Raw genomic sequence first — 23,944 nt, forward strand, 5'->3', positions numbered from 1 at the left:
ATGACCAATCCGCGTCACAACATTCGTGAAGTCCGGGCACCGCGCGGGGCCGATCTGAATGCCAAGGGCTGGATGACGGAAGCGCCGCTCCGGATGCTGATGAACAATCTCGATCCCGATGTGGCCGAGAACCCGAATGAGCTGGTCGTCTATGGCGGTATTGGTCGGGCAGCGCGTACATGGGACGATTTCGACCGCATCGCTTCGACCCTCAAGACGCTTGAGGAAGATGAGACGCTGCTTGTCCAGTCCGGCAAGCCGGTGGGCGTGTTCCGCACCCACAAGGATGCGCCACGTGTTCTTATCGCCAATTCCAATCTCGTGCCGCACTGGGCCAATTGGGACCACTTCAACGAACTCGATAAGAAGGGTCTGATGATGTACGGCCAGATGACGGCCGGCTCGTGGATCTATATCGGCTCGCAGGGCATCGTTCAGGGCACCTATGAGACCTTTGTCGAGGCTGGGCGCCAACATTATGGCGGCGACCTGAAAGGCAAGTGGATCCTGACCGCGGGGCTTGGCGGCATGGGCGGCGCGCAGCCGCTGGCCGCGGTGATGGCCGGTGCCTGCTGCCTTGCCATCGAGTGCGATGAGACGCGCATCGATTTCCGCATCCGCACCCGCTATGTGGACGAGAAGGCGACCACGCTGGATGAAGCGCTGGAGATGATCGACCGTTGGACGAAGGCGGGTGAGGCAAAGTCGGTCGGTCTGGTCGGCAATGCGGCTGAGATCGTGCCGGAACTGGTGCGCCGCGGCGTGAAGCCCGACATGGTGACCGACCAGACATCCGCGCATGATCCGGTGAACGGCTATCTGCCCAAGGGCTGGACTGTTGCCGAGTGGCGCGAGAAGCGCGAGAGTGACCCGAAGGCCGTGGAGAAGGCGGCCCGGGCCTCGATGCGCGAGCATGTGGAGGCGATGGTTGCCTTCTGGAATCAAGGCATCCCAACGCTCGATTATGGCAACAATATCCGTCAGGTGGCGCTGGAAGAGGGGCTGGAGAACGCCTTTGCCTTCCCCGGTTTCGTGCCGGCCTATATCCGCCCGCTCTTTTGTCGTGGTGTTGGCCCGTTCCGCTGGGCGGCGCTTTCGGGTGACCCTGAAGACATCTACCGCACCGATGAGAAGGTGAAAGAGCTTCTGCCCGACAATGAACATCTGCATCGCTGGCTCGACATGGCGAAGGAGCGCATCGCGTTTCAGGGCTTGCCGGCGCGCATCTGCTGGGTCGGGCTTGGCGACCGGCACCGTCTGGGGCTGGCCTTCAACGAGATGGTGGCCAAGGGTGAATTGAAGGCGCCGGTGGTGATTGGGCGCGATCATCTGGATTCCGGTTCCGTAGCCTCACCCAACCGCGAGACCGAGGCCATGAAGGACGGTTCGGATGCCGTGTCTGACTGGCCGCTGCTCAATGCATTGCTCAATTGTGCCTCCGGAGCGACCTGGGTGTCGCTGCATCATGGCGGCGGCGTGGGCATGGGCTTTTCCCAGCATTCGGGCATGGTGATCTGTGCCGACGGCACGGAGGATGCAGCGCGCCGCCTCGAGCGGGTGCTGTGGAACGACCCGGCAACCGGCGTGATGCGCCATGCCGACGCGGGCTATGACATTGCGCTCGACTGGGCCAAGGAAAAAGGCTTGCGGCTGCCGGGGATTCTTGGAAATTAACAAAACAACAGCACAGAGGGGTCTAAAATGAAAAGACGTCAATTTCTGAAAACTGCCGGCGTTGCCGGTGTGGCGACGGGGCTTGCAGCGCCGGCGATCGCGCAGGATAAAATCACCTGGAAGATGGTTACGGCCTGGCCGAAGAACCTGCCGGGCCCGGGTGTTGCGGCGCAGATGCTGGCTGATCGCATCACCGCGCTCTCCGGTGGGCGGCTGGAAGTGAAGCTCTATGCCGCTGGCGAACTGGTGCCTGGCAATGGTGTGTTCGATGCCGTGTCTGAAGGCACGGCAGAGCTCTACCACGCGGTTCCCTCCTACTGGGGCTCCAAGTCGCGCGGCATTCTCCTGTTCGGTTCGCAGCCTTTCGGTCTGCGCGCGGACGAGCAGCTCGGCTGGTTGATCCATGGCGGCGGACAGGCGCTCTATGACGAGATGTATGGCCGCTTCGGGCTGAAGCCGTTCCTTTGCGGCAACTCCGGCCCGCAGTGGCAGGGCTGGTTCCGCAATGAGATCAATTCAGTAGACGATCTCAAGGGCCTGCGTTTCCGCACCACCGGTCTGGCCTCCGAAATGTGCGCCAAGCTCGGTATGGCCGTGCAAGCCATGGGTGGCGGCGACATGTTCCAGGGTCTTCAGTCCGGGACGATCGACGCGGGCGAATTCATCGGCCCATGGACGGATTCGGCGCTTGGCTTCTATCAGGTCGCGAAAAACTACTACTGGCCGGGTGTCGGCGAACCCTCCTCGGCGGAGGAATGCGCGGTGAACAAGGCCGCCTATGATGCGCTGCCGGAGGATCTCCAGCAGGCCGTCGCCTATGCCTGTGAATCGCTCTACAATCCCGTCTGGACCGAATACACGACCAAGCATGCCGCTGCGCTGAAGCAGCTTGTGGCCGAGCAGGGCGTGCAGGTGAAGCAGCTTCCCGAGGATGTGATCGTCGCCATGGGCAATGCGGCAGGCGAGGTGATCGCCGAGTTGCGCGAAGATGACGACGAGCTGGTGAAGCGCATTGTCGAGAGCTTCCTCGAATATCGTTCCGGCATTGCCGATTACATGGTCTACGCGGACAACGGGCAGATGAACGCCCGGGCGCTGGACTATAATTACGGCGGCTGATGCCAACGATGGGGCTGGGCTTTGGTGCCCGGCCCCTTTCAATTCGGGGATGCTCTTCATGCTGGGGCTTGCAGACAGATTAGACCAGATCAACCGGGCGGTGGGCGCGGCCGTGCGCTGGCTGGCGCTTGCCATGGTGCTGGTTCAGTTTGGAACGGTCGTGCTGCGCTATGTGTACGGCATCAGCTTCATCTTCATGAACGAGACCGTGCTTTATCTGCATGCCACGCTGTTCATGCTCGCAGCCGGCTACACGCTTCTGGTCGACGGCCATGTACGCGTGGATATCTTCTACGGCCTGCTGGGACCACGCGGAAAGGCGCGCATCGACATTTTCGGGGCGCTCTGTTTCCTCATCCCCTCCACAGTCATGATCGCCTGGTTCTCCTGGCCTTCGGTTCGCAACTCCTGGTCAATCATGGAGGGGGCGATTTCCGTCGGCGGCATTCCCGCCTCCTTCTTGCTCAAGTCGCTGATCCCCGCGTTCTGTGCGTTGCTCATCGTTCAGGGGCTTGCCTGCATTCTGCGCGATCTTGCGCGTCTTCGTGAAGAAAATCCCGGCGCATGACCTTACCCCTCGACATCCTGATGTTTGCGGCCCTCATCGTCGCGATCCTGATCGGCTATCCGGTTTCTTTCATGCTGGCTGGAACCGCTGCGTTATTCGCCTTCCTGGGCTGGATGACGGGTCAGTTCGACGTCGGGCTACTGGGGGCGCTGGGGCAGCGTGTGTTCGGCACGCTTACCAATGAAGTGCTCATCGCCATCCCCCTTTTCGTGTTCATGGGCGTGGTGCTTGAAAAGAGCCGCATCGCGGAAGAACTGCTCGAGACGATGGGCCGGCTTTTCGGCGGCTTACGTGGAGGTCTTGGCGTTTCGGTGGTGCTGGTGGGAGCGCTGCTTGCCGCCTCCACCGGGATTGTGGGCGCGACGGTGGTGGCTATGGGGCTTATTGCGCTGCCCACCATGGTGCGCAACGGCTACGATCCCAAGCTTGCTTCAGGCGTTGTGTGTACATCCGGAACGCTTGGCCAGATCATACCGCCTTCGACGCTGCTCATCATCCTGTCCGACGTGATGTCCACCGCCTATCAGCAGGCGCAGTATGAGCAGGGCAAGTTCACCATTGAAACGATTTCCGTGGGACAGGTCTTCGCCGCAGCCCTGTTGCCTGGACTGACGCTTGTCGCTGTCTATATCGCCTACCTGATGACGCGGGCTGCACTGAAACCGGAAACGGCTCCCGCGTTAATGGAGGCCGGTGACAGACCCGGCCGCCAAGAGGTGCAGCGCGCGGTGATTCCTCCTGTACTGCTTATCGTTGCTGTATTGGGCTCCATTCTCGGTGGGGTTGCCACACCAAGCGAAGCGGCCAGTGTGGGCGCGATCGGCGCCTTGCTTCTGGCCGGTGTCCGCAGTGAGGGAAATGGCCGCCTGATTGTGCTGGGCGCGGCTGCCCTTGGCGCCGTGGCCGTGCTTGCCGGCCTTTTTCCCGTGCGTCTGCAGCGCAGCGATGCCGGTTTGTTCGAGTGGGGCATGGCGGCGCTCACGACCGGGCTACTGGTGCTTGGCGTCATTGCCATCGTCATATCCATCGGCAGGGCGCGCAGGCGAGGTATCCTTACCCCCATTGTCACCTCCACCATGACGGTGACGGCGATGATCTTTGCCACGATCCTGACGGCAAGCGTCTTTTCGCTGGTTTTTCGGGGACTGGGTGGAGATGCCCGGGTGGAGGATATTCTTCATTCGATGCCGGGTGGACCACAGGGCGCGTTGATTTTCGTGATGGCGATGATCTTCATTCTCGGTTTCTTCCTCGATTTCGTGGAAATCTCGGTGATCGTCCTTCCGCTGGTGGCGCCGATCCTGATCCTCATGGGACATGATCCGCTGTGGCTTTCGATCCTGATCGCCATCAATCTGCAGACATCGTTCCTGACCCCACCCTTCGGTTTCTCGCTGTTCTACCTGCGGGCGGCGGCACCCAAAGAAATCACCACCGGACAGATTTATCGCGGCGTCATTCCATTCATCATCCTGCAAATCGTCGGAATGGGCGTGATCTGGCTGCTGCCGTCGATTTCGACCTGGCTGCCCGGAACGATCTTTTAGGCCAAAGCCAGTGAAAGCTGGCTCAGCCGCTGCTCAAGTGTTGATCCAGAAGGCCCTGTCTGGACCACCGCAGCTTGACAAGGGGTGTCTGGATCATTGATGAGCCGGTAAACAACTCTAAGGGAGCGCCCGCTCATGCTTAAGACGCCCTATCTCCTGTTTCTTGGTGATGCCCCCGATGCCCTGACTGCAAAGGTCGCCCAAGGGATCAAGGACTGGCGCCCGGAGTTCTGTGTGGGCCAGCTCCGTCTCGATGGTTGCAAGGCGGATCTGGGACTCAAGGAAATGTCCATCGCCGAAGCGAAGGAAGCCGGCGCTCAGACGCTCGTGGTGGGGGCCGCAAATCGCGGCGGCGTTATCTCACAGAGCTGGATGGCGACCCTCGTGGAAGCGGCTGAGGCCGGCATGGATATCGCTTCCGGACTGCACAACCGGCTGACAGCACAGCCTGCTCTGGTGGCGGCCGCCGAGAAAGCGGGGACGCAACTTTTTGACGTTCGCGTGCCTCAGGAAGAGTACCCTATCGCGGACGGCAAAAGACGGACTGGCAAGCGGTGTCTGGCGGTTGGAACGGATTGCTCCGTCGGCAAGATGTACACCGCACTCGCCATGGAGCGCGAAATGCGTGAGCGCGGTATGAAAGCCACGTTCCGTGCTACAGGCCAGACAGGCATTCTGATAACCGGCTCGGGCGTTCCGCTTGACGCGGTGGTGGCTGATTTCATGGCCGGGGCTGTCGAACACATCACGCCGGACAATGATGCCGATCACTGGGATCTCATCGAGGGACAGGGCAGTCTCTTCCATCCATCGTTCTCCGGCGTGACCATGGCCCTGATCCACGGCGGACAGGCCGATGCGCTGGTGCTTTGTCACGAGCCGACGCGCACTCACATGCGAGGTCTGCCGCACTATGAGCTTCCCACGCTGGAGGCATTGCGTGATCTCGCGCTGCAGACAGCGCGTGTGGTCAACCCGGACGTCAAGGTGGTGGGTATCTCGGTGAACACTGCAGCGCTGAGCGATGCCGAGGCAAAGGCCTGCCTCGAGGAGATCGAAGCTCGTATGGGGCTTCCCACGGCTGATCCGTTCCGTCAGGGCGCTGCGCGTCTCGTCGACGCACTGGGCTGAGGGCGGACAGCACTCGCCCTGTCAGGCTGACGCGTCACTCTACCCCGTGACAATCATGCGGGGCAGCAGGATCAAGCAGATGCCTGGAAGGAGCAGCTTCCGCAGTCAACCGTTTGCCATCGTGACAGCACGCTTTGCCATGGCGACGATGAGGCTGGCACGATAGTCCGCGCTTGCGTGGATATCGGTCATCAAATTTTCCGCTGGCACAGTGAGGCCATCCAACGCGCTTGCGCTGAAATCGGTGCTCAGGGCGCCTTCCAGTTCGGAGCAGCGGAACACGCCGTCATCACCGGCGCCAGTAACAGCGGCACGGACGGTTTCACTCTTCCGTGCGATGAAAACGCCGGTCATCGCATAGCGCGAAGCGGGATTGGGGAATTTGCCGTAGCCGGCTTTCTCCGGAGCTTCAAAGCGAATGGCGGTGATCAACTCATTGTCATCCAAAGCCGTTTCGAACAGGCCAGTGAAGAAATCTTCTGCTGCGATTTCGCGCTGGCTTGTGATGATGGTTGCGGCCAGGGCGAGCATTGCTGCGGGATAGTCGGCGGCGGGGTCATTGTTTGCAAGTGAGCCGCCGATCGTCCCCATATGACGAACCTGAGGGTCGCCAATGAGGGAGGCGAGATAAGACAAAGCGGGGCATGTGCTTCGGATCTCGCTGCTCGCAGCGACCTCCGCATGCGTGACGCCCGCACCGATAGTGATTTCTCTATCGGTAATGGAGATTGATTTCAGTTCGGCCACGTGACGCAAATCCACGAGGTCGGATGGTGCGGCCAGACGTGTTTTCATGGCGGGGATCAGGGTCTGTCCGCCTGCTAAGAACTTACCATCCTCGGCGGTTTCGAGCAGGCTCAGGGCTTCGTTTATCGACCCAGCGCGGTGATAATTGACGTCATACATTGTCTGGTCTCCGGGTCATGCAGCTTTGTTGGCGGTGCTGCACATCGCCTCGGAAGCAGCCATGATTGCCTTGACGATGTTGTGATAGCCGGTGCAGCGGCAAATATTGCCTTCGAGCTCTTCACGCACCGTCTTTTCGTCGAGCCCCTCAGGGTGCCTCCGTATCATGTCTGTCGCGGCCATGATCATGCCCGGCGTACAGAAACCACATTGGAGACCATGGTGTTCCTTGAAAGCGGCCTGAACGGGGTGAAGGTCGTCGCCCTTGGCCAAACCTTCGATGGTGGTGATCGATGCGCCCTCGGCCTGCACGGCGAGCATGGAGCAAGACTTGACCGACTGACCGTCCATATGAACCGTGCAAGCTCCGCACTGCGACGTCTCACATCCCACATGCGTTCCGGTCAGTCCAAGATTGTCGCGCAGAAACTGCACGAGCAGGGTTCTGCCTTCGACGGTGCCCGAAACCGTTTTTCCGTTCACCGTCATCGTCACGTCTGTCATGGAATACCTGCCTACTGGAATTTTCGGTGGCTGATACGCTGGTTGGTTATCAACTTAACCTATGCAGCTGTCCTGTCCATGCCCTGCAGAAATTCAAGCGCGGTGAAGCCGGCAGCTAATGGCCCGAAGGGTTTGAGGGTGGTGCGGAAACCCTTTTTGGATGAGGAAACTGTAAGCCTCTGTGTACGCTCGCCATGGGGAACTGCTTTGTATTTCAAGAATCGCACCAAACGCGCGGCAATGGAAGATCATCTCCGAAGCTCTGACTTCCTGAGCGCCGATGGAGATGAGCATCGAAAGAATTATCGCTGATTTATGCATCGCATCCTCCTTCAATAAATTTGAATGAAATTGTGAAAATATTCAATAATTTTCGATTTATGCTTGAAGTGTTATCCGGTTGCGCGTGTTGTAGCGTTTGATGGAACGCGCGAAAATTCAACTCGGGCGCTTGATCTGGTAAGCGAATGAGGCTATCAGGCTGCCGCTCGCCGGGCCCACTGGGTTTGAGGACCGGTCTTCCGGTTTGATTGGCAGACTTGCTCGACAATTTGGTTGCGAAAGCCTGCCGGGGCGGGTATGTGCACGGTGAAGTGCTTCGCGGACCTTTCGAAACCGGGTTTGGCGGGGTGCGAGAAAAGGGCCGCTTTAGCTCAGTTGGTAGAGCATCGCATTCGTAATGCGGAGGTCGTCAGTTCGAGTCTGACAAGCGGCACCATTTACAGGTCTCCCACACAACTCTCCGGACAATTCGTGATTGCCCGTCTGAACGCGGGACTCGGGTTCTTATCCTTCAAACCGGCTTATCACCCTTCAGGCGACGATCCCAGTCTTCGACCTTGCCCGACGCGAGGCGGCGTTGGGCATAGCGCCGCCATCCGTCCGGAAGTTTTTCGAGCGCTGCCATCTGTTCGAGTTCATCACGATCCAGGGTTTTTACGTAAAGGATCCGCCAAAGGCGTTTGAGCGGCCAGTCCTGCAAGGGGCGCTCAATGCGCTCGAGAATATCTCCCGATGAAACCTCGCCTTCCTCCAGAACCCGATAATACCAGCCGGTTCGGCCGGTTTTCTGAACCTGGTAGGCCATGGTGTTGACACCAAAGCGGCTGTTCAGTTTCCAGCAGGGCTGGCGGCCCTGAGAGACTTCCACCACCGCGTTTCCGAGCCGGAAAACATCGCCAAGAGCCACGGTCTCCTCTGTCAGCCCGTAGGTGGACAGGTTCTCGCCGAAGGCGCCGGCAGATGCGAGGAGGGGATGGTTGCCGATCTCTTGACACCAGCTAGCGTAATGGTCGCGCGGATAATGGTGAACGGCCTTGTCCGGGCCGCCATGGACCTTGGTGTCGCCCTGATGGTCGCCGACGAAGCCCGTCGTGCTCAACCATACCGGACCTTGGACGACGCGCTTGTTGATCCCGCTGGGAACGTTTCGGTCACCCAGCGGGGCAATCTTGCCTGTCAGTATGGCCTGCAGCGGTGTCTTGTCGATTTCGGACACGAACGGGCTCCGTTGTGTGTGTGTGGGTTGAATTCCCGTCCAGCATAGCTCGCGCCCGCCGCGTGCGGCAGGGCCAGTTGGCGGGTCGTGGTGATCCGCGCCTGTGGAAAAATCGGGGAGGCTGCGAAACCTGCCCGTGCCTGGCGGGCGTTGCCGGAGAAGCAGAGTTTTTGATAGGCTCAGGGCTCGTTCATGGCCGTTGACCTGAGGGGGAAGGTATGGCGACCACAAAATTGTTGCAGCGAGGGGACCGAAGGGAACCCTCGGTTTCGCCTGCCTTATCGCGCGGATTGCGTTTGCTCTCTGTGTTCGCCGATGCACCTGTATGGCTCAGCAATTCGGATATCGCCGGGCGCACTGAGCTTCCCGCGGCAACTGTCGCCCGACTGACGAAATCGCTGACAGGGATGGGGTTGCTACACTACAGCAGCAGTCGTCGGCGTTTCCGCCTTGCACCCGGTGTTGTTCGGCTTGGTTATGGCGCTCGGAGCGAGACGCAAATCATCGAATTCATACGCCCTCATCTCCAAGAAGTCGCAGACAGATTTCGTGTGCATACAGCACTTGCGGTTCTGGACGGGATCGAAGCCCTGCATCTGGAGGTTTGCCACAGCACAGCGACCCTTGTGACCTTGCGGCTGGAGGCGGGCTCCAGAGTGTCGATTGCCGGAACGCCGGTGGGGCATGCATTGCTTGCTGGTCTGGAGCCGGAGCAGCGTCACTCCTTTTTGAGCGATCTTGCACGGCATCACGGCAAAGACTGGCATATGCTTGAGCCTCAGGTCGAACAGGGGCTGGCCGAGATCGCCGGTAGCGGGTTTACGCTTTCACTGGGAGGGTGGCATCCTGATATCCACGGCGTGGCGGTGCCGCTCAAGCCTTCCGACCAGCCTGCTGTCATGTCGCTCGGCTGTGGTGCTCCCCGGGGGCAAATGCCGCTTCCAATGTTAAAGGAGCTCGGCCAGGAGCTTGTGAGGCTTTCGGCAGCCTTAACATCCGGGCGCGCGAGCGCCTGAATCGTATCCGAAAGAAACGCCACATTCCCGGCGGGGCTTGTATCAGGAGTCTTCCAGGTATCGAACGCCCATTGCCGCGCATTTGCGCTGGATCAGCTCGACCGCTGCAAGCAGGTCCTTCATCGGACCGGCTGAATCCCTTTCGGAGCGAGCGCTCGCTGGCAAGACGATCTCCAGTGCCAGAACCGCGTTGTTGAGATGCAAGGGGGCGGCCATAAGGAGGACGTTTTCTTCCTCAAGCATCAATCTGAAACAGCCGGATGCCCGAAAAAAACAAAAGCTCTCCCGAAGAGCCTCGGTGTCGGTGGTGGTTGGTTCCTCAATCTGTTCGACATCTTCTGCTTCGCCCCGAGTGGTGAAAAGCAGAGCATGACCTGCCGCTGTTTTTGTGAGCGGGTAGGCTGAGCCGACATGGCAACAAGGGGAGCTCACGCGATTTAGGCCGTTGCAAACAACAAGAGAAAGCGCTTCACCTGCATCATCCACGGCCAGGATGCACGTGGCATTGTGCCTGTCAGCAAGGGCCTGCAGGACCGAACGTGCGATCTCGCTGACCGGGGTTTCTCTCAGGAATTTTTCGGAAAGAGCGCTGGCGGTGCGGCCAGGCTGAAAGCGTTCTGCAAATCTGGATTGTTCTACGAAGCCGTGAATTTCCAGCGTCTTTAAGAGCCTGGCGGCGGTGTCGTGTCTCAACGATAAACGCTGGGCCAGTTCATTGGTCGTCATCGGGCCTTCATCCGAAAGCAATCGAACCAATCCAAGTCCGTTTTTTAAAGCGACTGTGCTGCTACTACCTTCGTCTGTCTGTCTCTTCACCGTGTGATTTGCCTTGATAGAAAGGCCCCCAACACGATTTTTAGGCCGATCGGGACCACCATATCAATACGCTGGCGTCTTTCGGGGGCCTGAAATGCCCATAGATCGCAGGATTGTGATCGAACGATCAGATATTTTCCTTTCTGTCGGCTCCTTGAAGGGATTTGTGAAAGAAGGGTAAGGCAATCCTTGATGGATCAATCGGGAGGGAAACCGTGGCCGGAACAGATTGGATGCGCCTGGAGGCGGAACGCTGTGTGCTTGGCGAGGGGCCGACTTACGATCGGCACAGCGATACAACCTGGTGGTTCGATATTCTGGGCAAGGTTCTGTTCGAGCACCGTTTCGCTGACGGGGTGACGCGCTCACATAATCTTCCAGAGCTTTCTTCTGCGGTTGCCCGCGTGGATGACGCGCGACAATTGCTCGTCACCGAAAGCGGTCTTTATCTGCGGAATGTCGAGGATGGAAGCCTAACGCTCCACCGTTCATTGGAGGAAGACAACCCGCGAACCAGGTCCAATGATTCCCGTGTTCATCCCAGCGGAGCCTTCTGGATCGGGACGATGGGAAAGAATGCGGAAAAGGGTGCCGGTTCGATATACTGGTATCGGAAGGGCGAGGTGCGGCGGCTCTATTCCGATATTACGGTCACCAATGCGATCTGCTTCTCGCCTGATGGCCGAGTGGGGTACTTTACGGACACACCGACACTTCAGATCATGCAGGTGCCGCTCGACCCTGAGACGGGATTTCCGGCGGGCGAGCCGTTTCCGTTTGCAAAACCATCCAGTGACGGCGAGCCGGATGGCGCGGTGGTCGATGCCGAGGGCAATCTCTGGGTTGCCCGGTGGGGTGGTCATGGCGTGGAGATCTATTCGGCGCAGGGTGTGCTGCTTCGCAAGGTCGTCCTGCCGGCAGCACTCATCACCTGTCCGGCGTTCGTTGGACCCAAGGCTGACAAGCTTCTGGTTACATCCGCTTCCATCGACGTAGACCCGGACAGTGCGGATGGCGCTTCTGCCGGCAGCGTATTCCTGGGTGATCTGGGCAAGGCGATGGGCAAACTCGAACCCGACGTTGTTATCGGCTGATATGGTTTCTCCGTGTTTCAGTATCCACTGAGATGCGGGAGCCAGGTGGATAGCGCCGGGATGAAGGTCAGGGCGAGGAGCACGACAAGATGAACCACCAGAAACGGCGGCATTTCCCGGATCATTTCACTGACACGAATTTTCACGGCCGATGACACCACGAAAAGCAGCGCGCCGACCGGTGGAGTGAGGAGCCCGAGCGTCAGGTTGACGATGACCACGATGGCGAAGTGTATGGGATCTATGCCCAGCGAATAGGCGATAGGGCCAAGGATCGGAACAAGGATCATGACACCGGGCAGGGGATCCATGAACAGCCCAAAGGCGAGCAGGAGCACGTTTACCGCCAGAAGAAAGAGGACTGGACTCAGCTCCCAAGCAACAATTGTCGAAGCAATGGCCTGAGGAATGCCTTCGATAATGATGATCCAAGCAAATGCGCGTGCGGCAGCGAGGATCAACAGGATCGCGACCGTGACCAGTGCAGATCGAAAGAGAATGTCGGGAAGGTCGCGCACTCTCAACGAACGATAGATGAACATGCCGCACAAAAGCGCATAGAACACGGCCACCACAGAGGCCTCTGTGGGTGTGAACAATCCACTGCGGATACCACCGATGATGAGGACAATAAGAAAGATGGCCGGCAGGGCTTGAACACTTGTGCGCATCACCTCGCGCAGGGTGGGGCGCGGGGCGCTGCTTCGGAATCCCCGTTTGCGGCAGACATACCAATTGGTTGCGGCCATCGAGAGCGAAATCAGTATCCCGGGAATGATGCCAGCCATGAACAGGGCGATGACGGACACGTTCTCATCCTGCATGGCATAGAGGATCATGATGATGGAAGGCGGTATGATGGGGCCGACAACCGACGCGGATGCGGTCAGCGCGCTCGCATAGGATTTGTCGTAGCCATCCTTTTCCATCATGCGGATCATCATGGCACCGGGGCCGGCGGCATCCGCAAGGGCAGAGCCCGAAATGCCCGCAAACATGGTGGAGGAGACGACATTTGCATAACCCAGTCCGCCTCGGAAATGGCCGACAAACTGCGAAGCGAAGCGCAGCAGGATCTGGGTCATAGCGCCGCTCGACATCAGCTCCGCCGCGAGGATGAAAAACGGCACGGCCATCAGCGGAAAACTATCGAGGCCGGAAAACATCTCCTTGACGATGACGATCTGCGGATAGGTGCTGCCGAGGCTGATCGCCGCCCACACAGCAAGCGCCAGCGAGAAGGCCACCGGCATGCCGATGATAAGCAGGGCGAAAAAAGAAGCGAAGAGGATCAATGCCACGGCGTCTAGTCCCGGTTGGCCACGATATGAGTGTCTCCGCTCTCAAGTAGGGCGGCTGACGGCGTATCGGTTTCGATTTCAGCGAACCGGTTCTCCATCACGAAGGGACGGGCGATCAAAAGCAAATGCACGATAAGAAGGCCAAAGCCTATCGGCATGGCAGCGTAGATATAGCTGAAAGATACGCGCGTCGCCGGCGTGAGCTGAAAACGGGCGCGATCCATGTAATTCATTCCCATCCAGATCATGATGGCGAAGAAAGCAAGAAGAAGGCACAGGATGAGAATGCGCACGGCGCGTTGGCCTTTTGTCCCGAGCATCTCCTGGAAGTTGCTCACGGCCACATGACCACCCGTACGCAGCGCGAGGCCGGCACCGAGGAAGGTCATCCAGATCATCAGGTACCGGGCGACTTCCTCTGACCAGGTGATGGAGAAATTTGTGAGATAGCGCAGCGTCACGTTTGCGAAAACGATGACCGCCATGGCGCCCAGCAACAGCACCAGAGCCCATTTGTTGAGGGCTATGAAATATCGCTCAAAAGTTTTCACCGATCCTCCCCGACCTGCGCGTCCTGCGGCTGTCCCCGCAGCACCACAGCATGCAGAACCCATCCTGTTTAGACCAACATGATGAAGCGTGGAAACCAGCCTAAGGCGAAAAATGCGGCATAAAGCAAAAACTCCGGGCGGCAGTCGCGCGGACCGTCGCCCGGAGTTCCAAACGCTGGGAGTCTTATTCGGTCGCGATGATCTGGTCGATCAGCGCCTTGTCGTACTGTTCATAGTATTTTTCGTAGGCCGGCTGAACGGCCTGCTGGAAGGCGGCTTTCTGCTCGGCGGTCAGTTCGCCGACTTCCATACCCTCTTCCCTGAGCTGCTTCACGCCCGAGGACTCAACATTGTCGACATAGGCGCGCATGGCTTTGACGGCCTCGGTTGCGCCTTCCTCGAAAGCTTTCTTGTCTTCATCGTTCATACCGTCCCAAAGCTGGCGGGAAACAAGCAGCATCGCCGGCGAATAGACGTGGCCGGAGAGCGTCAGATATTTCTGCACTTCGGAAAGCTTAGCGGAGGTGATGACGGAAAGGGGATTTTCCTGGCCGTCGATCGTGCCCTGCTGAAGTGACGAGACGACCTCCGGCCATGCCATCGGTGTCGGCGCCGCGCCCAGCGTCTCAAACGCGGTGATGTGGATCGGGTTTTCCATCGTGCGCAATTTGAGCCCGGCGACATCCTCGGGCTTGCCGATCGTGTTGCGATTGTTGGTGATATGGCGGAACCCCTGTTCACCCCAGGCGAGGGCCACGAGGCCGACGTCGTCGAACTTCGCGAGGATGTTCTGACCAATTTCGCCGTCCAGCACCTTGCGTGCATGCGTGAGGTCGCGGAACAGGAACGGGATGTCGAACACACCGGTTTCGGGCACGAAATTGCTGAGCGTTCCGGAAGACACGATGGTGGCCTCGATCGTGCCGATCTGAAGGCCCTCGATTACTTCGCGTTCACCACCCAGACCAGAGGACGGAAAATGACGGAAGGAATAGCGGCCATCGGTCTTTGCCTCGACGACTTCCTGCCATTTCTCGGCTGCGACACCATAATGCGAGGTGGGTGCGAGCGCGTAACCGATCTTGATTTCCTGCTGGGCCTGAGCGGCGGATGTGCCGGCGACGATGGCAAGCGCGGTTACAATTGCCGCTAACGGCGCCGTATATCTTGCGGAAAATTTCATCTCTCTCTCCCGTTGTAAAATTTCGTTGCGATTCAGGTCTCCCATTCGCTGAAAGGCTGTGGCCTATCGCGGCTATTCAGTCAATGCACCGTGGCTGGCAGGACCAGCAAGTTTGGCGAATTTGGCCAGAACGCCGGTGTGGTAGCGCGGCTTGGGCTGACACCAGCCGGTGCGCCGCCGTGCAAGCTCTTCCTCACTCACGTCCAGATGAAGGAGGTGCCGGTCTGCATCGATGGTGATCCTGTCTCCCTCCTCGACGAGTGCGATGGTGCCACCTTCAAAAGCTTCAGGAGTTACATGACCGACCAGAAAACCCCAGGACCCGCCGGAAAAGCGACCATCTGTGATGAGGCCTACCGTTTCGCCCAGACCGCGTCCTATCAAAGCAGAACTGGGGGCAAGCATCTCGGGCATGCCGGGTCCGCCTTTTGGGCCAAGATAGCGCAGAACCATCACGTCGCCGGGGCGGATCCTGTTCGATAGAATTGCATCCAGGGCCGATTGCTCATCTTCAAAGACGCGGGCAGGACCAGTGATGCTGGTGGATTTAAGGCCAGTGATCTTGGCGACCGCGCCGTCTTCGGCAAGGTTGCCTCTCAAAATGGCTAGATGGCCTTGCGCATAAAGCGGCTTCTCGATGGGGCGAATGACGTCCTGTGCTTCGGAGGGCCTGTCAGGGATCCCGGCAAGCTCCTGTGCGAGGGTGCGCCCGGTGATCGTGAGGCAATCTCCATTCAAAAGGCCGGCTTCAAGCAGAATCTTGAGCACCTGCGGGACACCACCGGCGCGATGGAGATCGACTGCCATGTATTGGCCTGACGGCTTCAGATCACACAAGACCGGTATTTTGCGGCGCACCTGCTCAAAATCGTCGAGTGACCATTCGATTTCGGCGGCACGGCAGATGGCAAGATAATGCAGCACGGCATTGGTGGACCCGCCTGTTGCCATGACGAGGGCGATGGCATTTTCGACGCTCTGGCGGGTGATGATGTCGCGGGGTCTGCGGCCCGCCCGCACTGCATCAAGCAGGACATGGGCCGAACGGGCAGCGGATTGGCGCTTCTCTTCGTGGACATTGGCCATCGTTGAGGACCCCAACAGGGACATGCCCAGAGCCTCGAAGGATGCGCTCATCGTGTTGGCGGTGTACATACCGCCACAGGCCCCAGTGCCGGGGATGGCGTTGCGTTCAATGGCATCGAACTCTTCGCGGGTGATCCTGCCGGCTTTGAATGCTCCGACGGCCTCGAAGGCAGAGACGAGATTGAGATCTTTGCCATTCAGCCGACCGGGGAGAATTGTGCCGCCATAGACATAGATCGCGGGAACGTTGGCCCGGGCAATACCGATCATGCCGCCGGGCTTGTTCTTGTCGCAGCCACCGATGACGAGAACACCATCCATCCATTGGCCCTGCACAGTGGTTTCCACGCAGTCGGCTATGACCTCGCGCGAGACCAGTGAGTACTTCATGCCTTCTGTGCCCATAGACATGCCGTCGGAAATGGTGGGCACGCCGAAGGTCTGCGGGTTACCGCCAGCTTCGCGGACAGCCTCGACGGCAGCATCGGCCAAGGGCTGGAGGCCCGCATTGCAAGGCGTGATGGTGGAGTGGCCATTGGCGATGCCGATCATCGGACGAGAAAAATCTTCCTCCCGATAGCCGAGCGCATAGTACATGGCGCGGTTGGGCGAGCGTTCGATGCCCTGCGTGATGGTCTTCGATCGGTCGTTGGCTGTCATGGCTCTTTCCCGGCGCATACTCAATGTGCGCGAAAGGCTAGGAGAGTTTGAAAGATATGAGAAATATATATATCGTATCTTATTGATTTGTTTTTCGAATGAGATTGTATGGATATTCGCCAGATCCGGCATTTCGTTGCCGTTGCCGAGGAGCTTCATTTTGGCCGCGCGGCTGAACGTCTTGGCATGACGCAACCTCCGCTCAGCCAGAGCATACAGGCATTGGAAGCCGATCTGGGGCTGACGCTGTTTGAGCGGACACGGCGAAGCGTGATGCTGACACCGGTGGGACAGGAGTGGTTGCCTCACGCCCGGCGCGTGCTTGAGGAAGCGAATGCATTGCCGCAGGTGGCGCAGCGGCTTTCGCGCGGTGAAGTGGGTACGATACGCCTCTCTTTCATCAGCTTCGTCAGCTACAGCTTCCTGCCTGCACTTGTGCGCCGCTTCAAAGAGCGGTTTCCGGAAGTGGAACTGGTGCTGCACGAAGCCACCAGCGATGTCCAGATTGCCGAACTGCTTGAGGGGAAACTGGATGCCGGCATCATCATCACTCCGCCGCGCGGAGCGTTGCACTCGCCTCTGCGCTATCGCGCGATTGAAAGGGATAAGCTGGTGGTTGCGGTGCCGGAGGAATGGGTGATCTCCGGACGTGTGGTGCCGCGGGGAGGGAAGCTCGATTTCGACGCTTTGTGCGATCTGCCGGTTATTCTGTTCCCGCGACAAAGCGCACCTGCGCTTCATGATCTGGTGACGCGTTACTTCGCTGAGCGCGACGCAGTGCCGGTTGCGGGGCAACAGGCCGTGCAGATGCAGACGATCATTAATCTCGTATCGGCTGGGCTTGGTATTGCTTTCGTGCCGAGCACAATGCGTCGGCTGGTCCGGCCGGGTGTCGCCTATTTCAGGGTTGCAGAAAAGCAGCCCGAGATCGAGATCGGTTTTGCCTGGCGCAGCGCCAACGCGAGTGCGGCGCTGCATCACTTGGCTGATATCATTGTCGAAATGTTTCCGGCGCACGGAGCTTGAAAAAGACGGATTGTTCCTCAAAATCGCGCGCATGAAGCAGAATGCGCCCGAACAAAGCCCCCAGGCAAGCAGGTCTCTCATGCTCGCCGGTGCCTGGCTTGTGCTCGCTGTTCTGACGGTCGCGGCCGTTGTTGCGAATGAGCGCTGGCGGTTGTCTTCGCGGTTGGCGGCCGAAGGCAGGGCTCTGCACAGCCTAGCCTCACAGCGGGCAGACCAACACGATGCGCACCTGACCGCGCTATCGGCAGTCGCTGTTTCGGCGGGGGAAAACCGCTTTGATCTCTTCCTGGAAGTGGCCGAAACGATCCATCGTTTCTACCCAAGGATCGTGGCGATCGAACTTGTTCCGCTGAAGGTCGGCGAGACGGGAGTCAACACGCTTGATCGGGGCAATCCGGCGGTGACGGACGCTATTCGTGAGGCCGCTTTGACATCCCAAGGTGAGCTGGCTCTAAGGCCGACGCCAGGGGCGGCGGGGCGCTACCTGCTCGTCAAGCGCAGTCCGAACACGGATGCTGCGCGTTATGGGTTGGCGCTCGACATCGACGGTCGGGGGTTGCTTGAACCAGAACGCAGTCATGGGCTGGAACCGTCGGTCAACCTCTCGCTGGCGCTTCCCGATGGAACACAGCTTGTGGGGAAGGAAACCGCGGGCGATACTGCCTTCCGGCAGCGGCTGGGGAGCGCTTCACAGCCGCTTGTCCTCGAGATTGCCGTTCCTCAGACATTGGCGTCGCTGTTTCCTCCTGCCAAGCTCGCACCGGCACTCATCCTGATGTCGGCGGTTTTCCTGGCAGGCCTTGTCCTGTGGCAGCAGTGGGTCCGGCGGCGTCAGGCTGAACAGGCAGCACAACTAAGCGCCCAGGAAACGCGTCTGGCCCATGCCTCCCGCGTCAATGCGCTGGGCGAGATGGCAAGTGGCATCGCCCATGAACTCACGCAGCCACTGACGGCGATGCTGAGCCAGGCTCAGGCAGGAAAGCGGCTTCTGCGCAATGGCGATACAGGGGCCGTCGCCTCGGTGCTTGACGAACTGATCGGCCAGGCGCGGCGGGGAGCGGATATCCTTGCGCATCTGCGTGAGTGGATCAGGCCGGTGCGGAGCAACCCGGTGGCGGTGACCGATCTCAATGCGGCCATACTCGGCGTGGAAGCACTCCTGATGCCGGAGGCGCGCAAGCGTGCGATGACCTTGAGGCTTATTCTCGAGCGCGACGCGTTGCCGGTGCGCGCCGATCAGACGGAACTGGAGCAGGTGATCTTCAATCTCGTTCGCAATGCATTTGAAGCCCTGGAATCAATGCCGAAGGGGCGAGGCGAGGTGATGATCGAAAGCAGCCGGCAGGCGGGCCTGGCGGTTCTTGATGTGCGCGACAACGGTCCCGGTGTGGATGCCGAGATCCGCGCCCAGATTTTTGAGCCCTTTGTTACCGGAAAGAGCCATGGCACGGGGCTCGGCCTGGCGCTCTCGCAGCGGCTCGCAGAGCGGATGGATGGGGAGATCGAGCTCAAGCCTTCGCAGGAGGGAGCCTGGTTTCAGGTTCGGCTGAACCTCGTGAATATGAAAGCGGAGGTCGCAGCGTGAGCCGGCCTGTCTATCTGGTGGATGACGACGAAGCGGTGCGCAGAGCACTCTTACTGCTTCTCAATACGGTGGGTGTGGAAGTAAAGGCATTTCCCGACCCGGAAACTTTTCTCGCGGCGCTTGGAAAACTGCCGCCGGGCTGTCTGGTGCTTGATATTCGCATGCCAGTGATATCCGGGTTGAAGCTGCAGGAGCGGCTTCTGGCACTCGGCGTGGAGTGGCCGACGGTGGTGATCAGTGGGCATGGAGATATCGATTCCTGCCGTAAGGCTTTCCGCAATGGCGCGGTGGATTTTCTGAGCAAACCGGTGGATGAGCAGGATCTGATCGATGCGATCCAGAAAGCGCAGAACATGCTGGACCACGCCGAACGGGCCGCCGCCGAACGCGCTGAGACGGCCGACCTTCTGGCAAGTCTGACGGCGCGCGAACAGGAGATTCTGGAATGCATTGCAGGCGGGTTCACCACCAGGGAGATTGCCGCTTCGCTGGAATTGTCGCCACGCACGGTGGAAAGCCACCGCGCGTCTATTGGTGCGAAACTTGGAACGACGTCGGCAGCAGAGATGACGCGATTCTGGCTGCAGGCGGGCCAAACTCCGTAGAACTACGGATATCGGCGGCAAACCTACCGATGCATCGCCAATGCGCGGGTTGCTAGAGATCTGACATCGAAAACCATGGAGTCCCCGATGATCCGATCGATTGTTCTTTCCGCCACGTTTATGGCCGCAACCGCGGCCTCGGCCCAGGATCTGCCGACCACGCCCTATCTCCCGCTCGACATGGCACAAAAGGCCGCTCAAGCTGCACTCGAGGCCTGCGCTGCCGAAGGTTATGCGGTGAGCGTTGCCGTGGTGGAACGAAGCGGTGCGACCAAGGTGCTGGTGAAAGCGGACAATTCAGGCCCGCACACGACTGGCAGCAGTGTCGGCAAGGCCTTCAGCTCTGCAAGTCTTGGCCGCGACACGGCGGGTCTGGCGAATTTCATTGGCGAGAACCCGCAGAATGACGGCCTGCGCGACATGGACTCCCGCCTGGTCATCCAGGCCGGTGGTCTTCCTGTGCGCATCGGCGGCGCGTTGGTGGCGGGCATCGGTGTCGGCGGTGCGCCCTCGGGCGATATTGACGCGACCTGCGCCCGCGCGGGTCTCGACGCCATCGGCGCTGAGTAGCCGCTGACGGTGTGGGAAAACAGGGGCGCAGCCGAAAGACTGCGCCCTATTTGTCTTACGTGTCGTTGGAGCCTATTTCGGCAGACGCACTGTGAGTGCCGGGTTGTGCGGGAAGAAGTTGAACGGTTTCAGCGTGAAGCCCTTCCACATCGTCGACATGACCGGCCAGTCTTCCATTTGCGGGACGTGATGAAAGCCCATCGTATACCAGGTCACGATGTCGGTGTTTTCGATGCTGCGATCCTGCTTCACCCATTCGGCAAGCGTGTCCGTGCCGTCGCTCTGGAAAGCGTATTCCCCGCCCGCATAGCGCTCGTCGACCGCATAGGGGGTGTTCCAGAATGTGTAGTCGATATAGGCGTTGCGTTTCGCGGGCATGTCGTTTTCGGTGTCCAGCGGGCTGTATGCGACGCTGTTCTGCGGCAGAATCATGTAGCCTGGAGCATGACCGACGCCGATCTTCCGGCTCATGTTCATGACGTGGTACATGGCCGGTGTTGCCGGATTGACCCGGTAGCGTGCCTCCATCTCCGTCTTTGGCATCTCCGCTTTCGTCACCCACATGGACCGACGGGGCAGATCGTCTGCGACCTCGCCTTTCACAAGGCCAGTGCGCATGAAGACGTTGTCCTGGCCATCAATGTCGAAATCGAGCCGGAAGTTGAAGAAGTGGTCATGATTTGGCGCGACGAGATTCGGCACGATGAGTGTGCCGTAACGGGTTTCCTGCTCGGCCGTTGCGTCCGCCATAGAGGTAGAGGCCGCACCTTTTACCGCATCAAGACCCGTCGCACCGACCATCACGCGGATGCGGCCATTCTGCTCGAACACATAGTCGATGAGATAGTCGTAATTGCCGACCTGTGAGGCGGAACGGACCACGAGCTCGTTTGCCGGGCGACCTTCTGCCGGCACGGCCTGATCCTCGCTCTGGGCGAAGATCTCGTAGTGCCGCCATGCGGGGTCGCCGATATTGCGCTCGAAGATGCAGAGCGCATCCGGGATCTCGATCGGATTGCCCATATCGTCGTGCACGTTGGCGGGCAGGAAGCGGGCGTAGGAGGGGCAGTCGACACCCGCCCTGAGCGGGCTTAAGAAGATGCCGAACCCATATTCGCCGCTGTCCATATAGGTGCGCCAATACCAGCCCTTGTCCGGGTCCATGTAGGGCACGAAGACTTCCGACAGATGGGCCTGATAGAGCACCGAGCGCCATGTATCGCGGTCGTTCACCTCTATGTTGGACAAGACGACGCCGGGGCGCTTGTCGACGCGCCAGCGGAAACGCCACATGTCCCAGTTCACCATGCTGCCATCAATGGTGAAGTTGGGCTCGCCGTCTTGGCGCAGGACTGCGGGATTGCTCTTGGTCCGCAGGGAGCCAGTGCGGGCCTCCACCTCTTCTTCGGTGTAGCCCCAGGCATCCTGCGGCACTGGAAGGACACCAGTGTCGATAACCTCGACGACAGACTTGCCCGCGAGATCGACGACGGCATAGAGCCCCTCGATGGGCTTGGCGTAGAAGTTGGACCCGGTCGGATTGACGTAGCAGGGTACCTTCATGAGGCGCTGGCCGGCTTCCGCCTCGATGTCGAAGGAACCGGCTGTGAGCGGAAGGCAGAAGACGTCATCCGGCTTGAGCTCGCGCTTTGCCAGCGCTGCGACAAAAGTTTCGTCAGAGAGCGCCAGATCCATGGCACCGATGAACTCTTCAAGCAGGACCATATGCTGGCCGCCAATGGGGCCGAAATCGCTGATTTCACCGGAAACCAGATCGACCTCGGCCTTGTAGGTGTCGTTGCCGGAAATCACATGGACGGTGGCGGCGCGGGGGCCTTCATCGCCTTCCTTCCAGGCAAGCACATCGTCCTTTTCGGGTTCTTTCAGTTCAATCAGGGGAAAACGGGCTTCGTCGGAAATCCGATCATCGGACTTCATGATGGTGACGACCTCGGCGATCTCTTCTTTCGAGAGGCCATCCAGCGGATGGGCGAGTGCGCCACCACATAAGGCGGTGAGCGCGAGGGCTGCGCATGTGGTCGATAAGTGTCTTCTCATGTTATCTGCTCCTCCTGTGTCCCGGTTGTCACATGATGATGGTCTGGCCGACCGTATTTTCCATCAGCCCCGCCTCGGCGAATTGTACGCCGACCCCTGATTGCTTGATGCCGCCGAATGGTGCGTTGGGCTGGATCATGCCATGCTTGTTGATCCACGCGGTGCCGCATTCGAGCTTCAGGGCCAGCGCCTTTGCGCGCTCGGTGTCCTGAGACCAGACCGACCCGCCAAGCCCGTTCGGATTGTCATTGGCACGGGCGATCACGGCCTCGACATCACTATAGCGGATGATCGGCAAGGCGGGACCGAACTGCTCCTCATCGACGAGGCGCATGCCGTGCTCGGCATCGGCGACGATGGTCGCGGGATAGAAATACCCGTTGCCGCCAGATGGTGCACCTCCGGTAAGGATGCGGGCGCCTTGTGCTTTCGCTTCTTCCACCAACTCTTTCACGCGCTCGAACTGCATCGCGTTCTGGACGGGGCCGAGAGCGACACCCTCCTGCCGCCCGTCGCCCATGGGGATGGCCTCGGCGAGGGCTGCAAGCGCATCGCACACGGCATCATAAATGCTTTCATGCACATAGAGCCGCTTGATGCAGGCGCAGGTCTGGCCGTTGTTCAAAAACGCGCCCCAGAAGAGCCCTTCGGCAATGGCTTGCGGGTCGATATCTGGCAGCACGATCGCGGCGTCATTGCCGCCCAGCTCAAGCGTGAGGCGCTTCACGGTTTCGGCGGCCGAGGCCATGATCTTGCGGCCGGTTCCGGTGGAGCCGGTGAACACCATCTTGTCGATGTCGGGATGGGCTGACATGGCCGCGCCGATTTCATCTGCGCCGCAGACGATGTTGACCACGCCGGCCGGCAGCACCTGATTGATGAGCTCGATGAAACGGATGGTGGCGAGCGGCGTGTTGGGCGAGGGCTTGATGACCACGCAATTGCCGGCGCGCACGGCAGGAATGATGTGCCAGGCGGCAATGAGCACCGGGAAATTCCACGGGGTGATGGAGCCGACCACGCCAATGGGCTTGCGGTGTACCTCCACGCGCCCCTCATTGTTGTCCTGCAGGATGGAGACGGGCAGGTCGAGACTGGCGGTATGGCGTGTCCATGCGGCGGCTGCGCCGATTTCCCACTGGGAGCCAAACCCGCCGATGGGTTTGCCCTGTTCGGCGGTGAGCAACGGAGCAAGCTCGGGAATGCTCTGCTCGACGAGGTCGGCAATCTTCAGGCAGGCTGCCTTGCGCTCTTCGTCGCTGGTTGCGGCCCAGCCAGGAAAGGCAGCGCGAGCGGCTTTGAGGGCATCGTCCAAGTCGGAGCGTGTGCCGAGCGGCATGTGGCCGACAGGTGCGCCGGTTGCCGGATCGAGCACTGGCTGTGTCTCGGTGGCTGGTGCAGCGCGCCCATTGATGATGTTGTGAAACGGTGCCGTATCGGCCATTG

General features: G+C 59.7%; 21 protein-coding genes and 1 tRNA gene. 12 read left to right on the forward strand and 10 right to left on the reverse strand.

All coding sequences use genetic code 11. The features are described 5' to 3' along the window. The 5 genes from hutU (at position 1) to dgcN (ending at position 6,039) form a co-directional block, all read left to right on the forward strand. A complete protein-coding gene (hutU, locus tag AC2CHD_RS19625) occupies positions 1 to 1,674 on the forward strand; it encodes a urocanate hydratase (protein ID WP_484554999.1) in 1,674 nt (557 codons plus the stop codon). A gap of 27 nt (positions 1,675 to 1,701) precedes the next feature. Then, on the forward strand, positions 1,702 to 2,793 hold the full coding sequence (locus AC2CHD_RS19630; RefSeq protein WP_229449898.1) for a TRAP transporter substrate-binding protein: 1,092 nt from the start codon (positions 1,702 to 1,704) through the stop codon (positions 2,791 to 2,793). Positions 2,794 to 2,851: 58 nt separating this feature from the next. Next, positions 2,852 to 3,361 carry a TRAP transporter small permease subunit gene (locus AC2CHD_RS19635; RefSeq protein ID WP_229449899.1) on the forward strand — a complete coding sequence of 170 codons (510 nt, stop codon included), beginning with the start codon at positions 2,852 to 2,854 and terminating at the stop codon, positions 3,359 to 3,361. After that, a complete protein-coding gene (locus AC2CHD_RS19640; protein WP_484555000.1) occupies positions 3,358 to 4,908 on the forward strand; it encodes a TRAP transporter large permease in 1,551 nt (516 codons plus the stop codon). The genes AC2CHD_RS19635 and AC2CHD_RS19640 overlap by 4 nt, the downstream gene beginning before the upstream one ends. 135 nt (positions 4,909 to 5,043) lie before the next feature. Next, positions 5,044 to 6,039: an N-acetyltransferase DgcN gene (dgcN, locus tag AC2CHD_RS19645; protein WP_484555001.1), complete on the forward strand. Its 996-nt coding sequence runs from the start codon at positions 5,044 to 5,046 to the stop codon at positions 6,037 to 6,039. Between the two features lie 105 nt (positions 6,040 to 6,144). On the opposite strand, the gene AC2CHD_RS19650 is transcribed toward dgcN, so the two are convergent. Both AC2CHD_RS19650 and AC2CHD_RS19655 read right to left on the reverse strand, forming a co-directional pair. Beyond that, on the reverse strand, positions 6,145 to 6,945 hold the full coding sequence (locus AC2CHD_RS19650; RefSeq protein WP_484555002.1) for an FAD binding domain-containing protein: 801 nt from the start codon (positions 6,943 to 6,945) through the stop codon (positions 6,145 to 6,147). A 15-nt stretch (positions 6,946 to 6,960) separates the two neighbouring features. Then, entirely contained in the window at positions 6,961 to 7,449 is a 489-nt protein-coding gene (locus tag AC2CHD_RS19655) for a (2Fe-2S)-binding protein (RefSeq protein WP_484555003.1), read from the reverse strand. A 642-nt stretch (positions 7,450 to 8,091) separates the two neighbouring features. Here AC2CHD_RS19655 and AC2CHD_RS19660 point away from each other — a divergent pair. Continuing rightward, positions 8,092 to 8,167 (forward strand) — tRNA-Thr (locus AC2CHD_RS19660). Between the two features lie 75 nt (positions 8,168 to 8,242). On the opposite strand, the gene AC2CHD_RS19665 is transcribed toward AC2CHD_RS19660, so the two are convergent. Continuing rightward, positions 8,243 to 8,938 carry an MOSC domain-containing protein gene (locus tag AC2CHD_RS19665; protein WP_484555089.1) on the reverse strand — a complete coding sequence of 232 codons (696 nt, stop codon included), beginning with the start codon at positions 8,936 to 8,938 and terminating at the stop codon, positions 8,243 to 8,245. 227 nt (positions 8,939 to 9,165) lie between these two features. On the opposite strand from AC2CHD_RS19665, the gene AC2CHD_RS19670 reads away from it, so the two are divergent. Then, positions 9,166 to 9,963 (forward strand): IclR family transcriptional regulator, encoded by a 798-nt coding sequence (locus AC2CHD_RS19670; RefSeq protein WP_484555004.1) that lies wholly within the window; start codon positions 9,166 to 9,168, stop codon positions 9,961 to 9,963. 42 nt (positions 9,964 to 10,005) lie between these two features. Here AC2CHD_RS19670 and AC2CHD_RS19675 read toward each other — a convergent pair whose 3' ends face one another. Then, positions 10,006 to 10,779, reverse strand: a complete 774-nt coding sequence (locus AC2CHD_RS19675) for a helix-turn-helix domain-containing protein (RefSeq protein WP_484555005.1) — start codon at positions 10,777 to 10,779, stop codon at positions 10,006 to 10,008. Positions 10,780 to 10,994: 215 nt separating this feature from the next. Between AC2CHD_RS19675 and AC2CHD_RS19680 the strand changes: the two genes are divergently transcribed. Beyond that, entirely contained in the window at positions 10,995 to 11,873 is an 879-nt protein-coding gene (locus AC2CHD_RS19680; RefSeq protein WP_484555006.1) for an SMP-30/gluconolactonase/LRE family protein, read from the forward strand. A gap of 17 nt (positions 11,874 to 11,890) precedes the next feature. Here AC2CHD_RS19680 and AC2CHD_RS19685 read toward each other — a convergent pair whose 3' ends face one another. From AC2CHD_RS19685 to ilvD, 4 genes are all read right to left on the reverse strand, one after another. Beyond that, a complete protein-coding gene (locus AC2CHD_RS19685) occupies positions 11,891 to 13,174 on the reverse strand; it encodes a TRAP transporter large permease (protein WP_484555007.1) in 1,284 nt (427 codons plus the stop codon). 5 nt (positions 13,175 to 13,179) lie between these two features. Beyond that, the gene (locus AC2CHD_RS19690; RefSeq protein ID WP_229449906.1) at positions 13,180 to 13,725 is read right to left on the reverse strand and encodes a TRAP transporter small permease; all 546 of its coding nucleotides are present in this window, start codon (positions 13,723 to 13,725) and stop codon (positions 13,180 to 13,182) included. Positions 13,726 to 13,909: 184 nt separating this feature from the next. After that, positions 13,910 to 14,908, reverse strand: a complete 999-nt coding sequence (locus AC2CHD_RS19695) for a TRAP transporter substrate-binding protein (RefSeq protein WP_484555008.1) — start codon at positions 14,906 to 14,908, stop codon at positions 13,910 to 13,912. Between the two features lie 72 nt (positions 14,909 to 14,980). Further along, positions 14,981 to 16,654 carry a dihydroxy-acid dehydratase gene (gene ilvD, locus AC2CHD_RS19700; RefSeq protein ID WP_484555009.1) on the reverse strand — a complete coding sequence of 558 codons (1,674 nt, stop codon included), beginning with the start codon at positions 16,652 to 16,654 and terminating at the stop codon, positions 14,981 to 14,983. Positions 16,655 to 16,762: 108 nt separating this feature from the next. Between ilvD and AC2CHD_RS19705 the strand changes: the two genes are divergently transcribed. From AC2CHD_RS19705 to AC2CHD_RS19720, 4 genes are all read left to right on the forward strand, one after another. Further along, positions 16,763 to 17,680 carry a LysR family transcriptional regulator gene (locus tag AC2CHD_RS19705; protein WP_484555010.1) on the forward strand — a complete coding sequence of 306 codons (918 nt, stop codon included), beginning with the start codon at positions 16,763 to 16,765 and terminating at the stop codon, positions 17,678 to 17,680. A gap of 31 nt (positions 17,681 to 17,711) precedes the next feature. Continuing rightward, complete coding sequence (locus AC2CHD_RS19710; RefSeq protein ID WP_484555011.1) at positions 17,712 to 19,265, forward strand: sensor histidine kinase; 1,554 nt, start codon at positions 17,712 to 17,714, stop codon at positions 19,263 to 19,265. Next, positions 19,262 to 19,870: a response regulator transcription factor gene (locus AC2CHD_RS19715; RefSeq protein ID WP_484555012.1), complete on the forward strand. Its 609-nt coding sequence runs from the start codon at positions 19,262 to 19,264 to the stop codon at positions 19,868 to 19,870. Before AC2CHD_RS19710 ends, AC2CHD_RS19715 begins: the two co-directional genes overlap by 4 nt. 87 nt (positions 19,871 to 19,957) lie before the next feature. Beyond that, on the forward strand, positions 19,958 to 20,440 hold the full coding sequence (locus tag AC2CHD_RS19720; protein ID WP_484555013.1) for a GlcG/HbpS family heme-binding protein: 483 nt from the start codon (positions 19,958 to 19,960) through the stop codon (positions 20,438 to 20,440). 72 nt (positions 20,441 to 20,512) lie between these two features. On the opposite strand, the gene AC2CHD_RS19725 is transcribed toward AC2CHD_RS19720, so the two are convergent. After that, positions 20,513 to 22,498: a copper amine oxidase gene (locus AC2CHD_RS19725; protein WP_484555014.1), complete on the reverse strand. Its 1,986-nt coding sequence runs from the start codon at positions 22,496 to 22,498 to the stop codon at positions 20,513 to 20,515. Positions 22,499 to 22,526: 28 nt separating this feature from the next. Further along, positions 22,527 to 23,942: an aldehyde dehydrogenase family protein gene (locus AC2CHD_RS19730; RefSeq protein WP_484555015.1), complete on the reverse strand. Its 1,416-nt coding sequence runs from the start codon at positions 23,940 to 23,942 to the stop codon at positions 22,527 to 22,529. Positions 23,943 to 23,944 lie beyond the last annotated feature (2 nt).

This window comes from Nitratireductor sp. ATLC21 (genome assembly GCF_057196525.1).

What these genes read in the sequence shown, in the direction of transcription:
- hutU (WP_484554999.1), top strand. Translation starts at nt 1, where the DNA reads ATGACCAATCCGCGTCACAACATTCGTGAAGTCCGGGCACCGCGCGGG.
- AC2CHD_RS19630 (WP_229449898.1), top strand. Translation starts at nt 1,702, where the DNA reads ATGAAAAGACGTCAATTTCTGAAAACTGCCGGCGTTGCCGGTGTGGCG.
- AC2CHD_RS19635 (WP_229449899.1), top strand. Translation starts at nt 2,852, where the DNA reads ATGCTGGGGCTTGCAGACAGATTAGACCAGATCAACCGGGCGGTGGGC.
- AC2CHD_RS19640 (WP_484555000.1), top strand. Translation starts at nt 3,358, where the DNA reads ATGACCTTACCCCTCGACATCCTGATGTTTGCGGCCCTCATCGTCGCG.
- dgcN (WP_484555001.1), top strand. Translation starts at nt 5,044, where the DNA reads ATGCTTAAGACGCCCTATCTCCTGTTTCTTGGTGATGCCCCCGATGCC.
- AC2CHD_RS19650 (WP_484555002.1), bottom strand. Translation starts at nt 6,945, where the DNA reads ATGTATGACGTCAATTATCACCGCGCTGGGTCGATAAACGAAGCCCTG.
- AC2CHD_RS19655 (WP_484555003.1), bottom strand. Translation starts at nt 7,449, where the DNA reads ATGACAGACGTGACGATGACGGTGAACGGAAAAACGGTTTCGGGCACC.
- AC2CHD_RS19670 (WP_484555004.1), top strand. Translation starts at nt 9,166, where the DNA reads ATGGCGACCACAAAATTGTTGCAGCGAGGGGACCGAAGGGAACCCTCG.
- AC2CHD_RS19695 (WP_484555008.1), bottom strand. Translation starts at nt 14,908, where the DNA reads ATGAAATTTTCCGCAAGATATACGGCGCCGTTAGCGGCAATTGTAACC.
- ilvD (WP_484555009.1), bottom strand. Translation starts at nt 16,654, where the DNA reads ATGACAGCCAACGACCGATCGAAGACCATCACGCAGGGCATCGAACGC.
- AC2CHD_RS19705 (WP_484555010.1), top strand. Translation starts at nt 16,763, where the DNA reads ATGGATATTCGCCAGATCCGGCATTTCGTTGCCGTTGCCGAGGAGCTT.
- AC2CHD_RS19710 (WP_484555011.1), top strand. Translation starts at nt 17,712, where the DNA reads ATGAAGCAGAATGCGCCCGAACAAAGCCCCCAGGCAAGCAGGTCTCTC.
- AC2CHD_RS19720 (WP_484555013.1), top strand. Translation starts at nt 19,958, where the DNA reads ATGATCCGATCGATTGTTCTTTCCGCCACGTTTATGGCCGCAACCGCG.
- AC2CHD_RS19725 (WP_484555014.1), bottom strand. Translation starts at nt 22,498, where the DNA reads ATGAGAAGACACTTATCGACCACATGCGCAGCCCTCGCGCTCACCGCC.
- AC2CHD_RS19730 (WP_484555015.1), bottom strand. Translation starts at nt 23,942, where the DNA reads ATGGCCGATACGGCACCGTTTCACAACATCATCAATGGGCGCGCTGCA.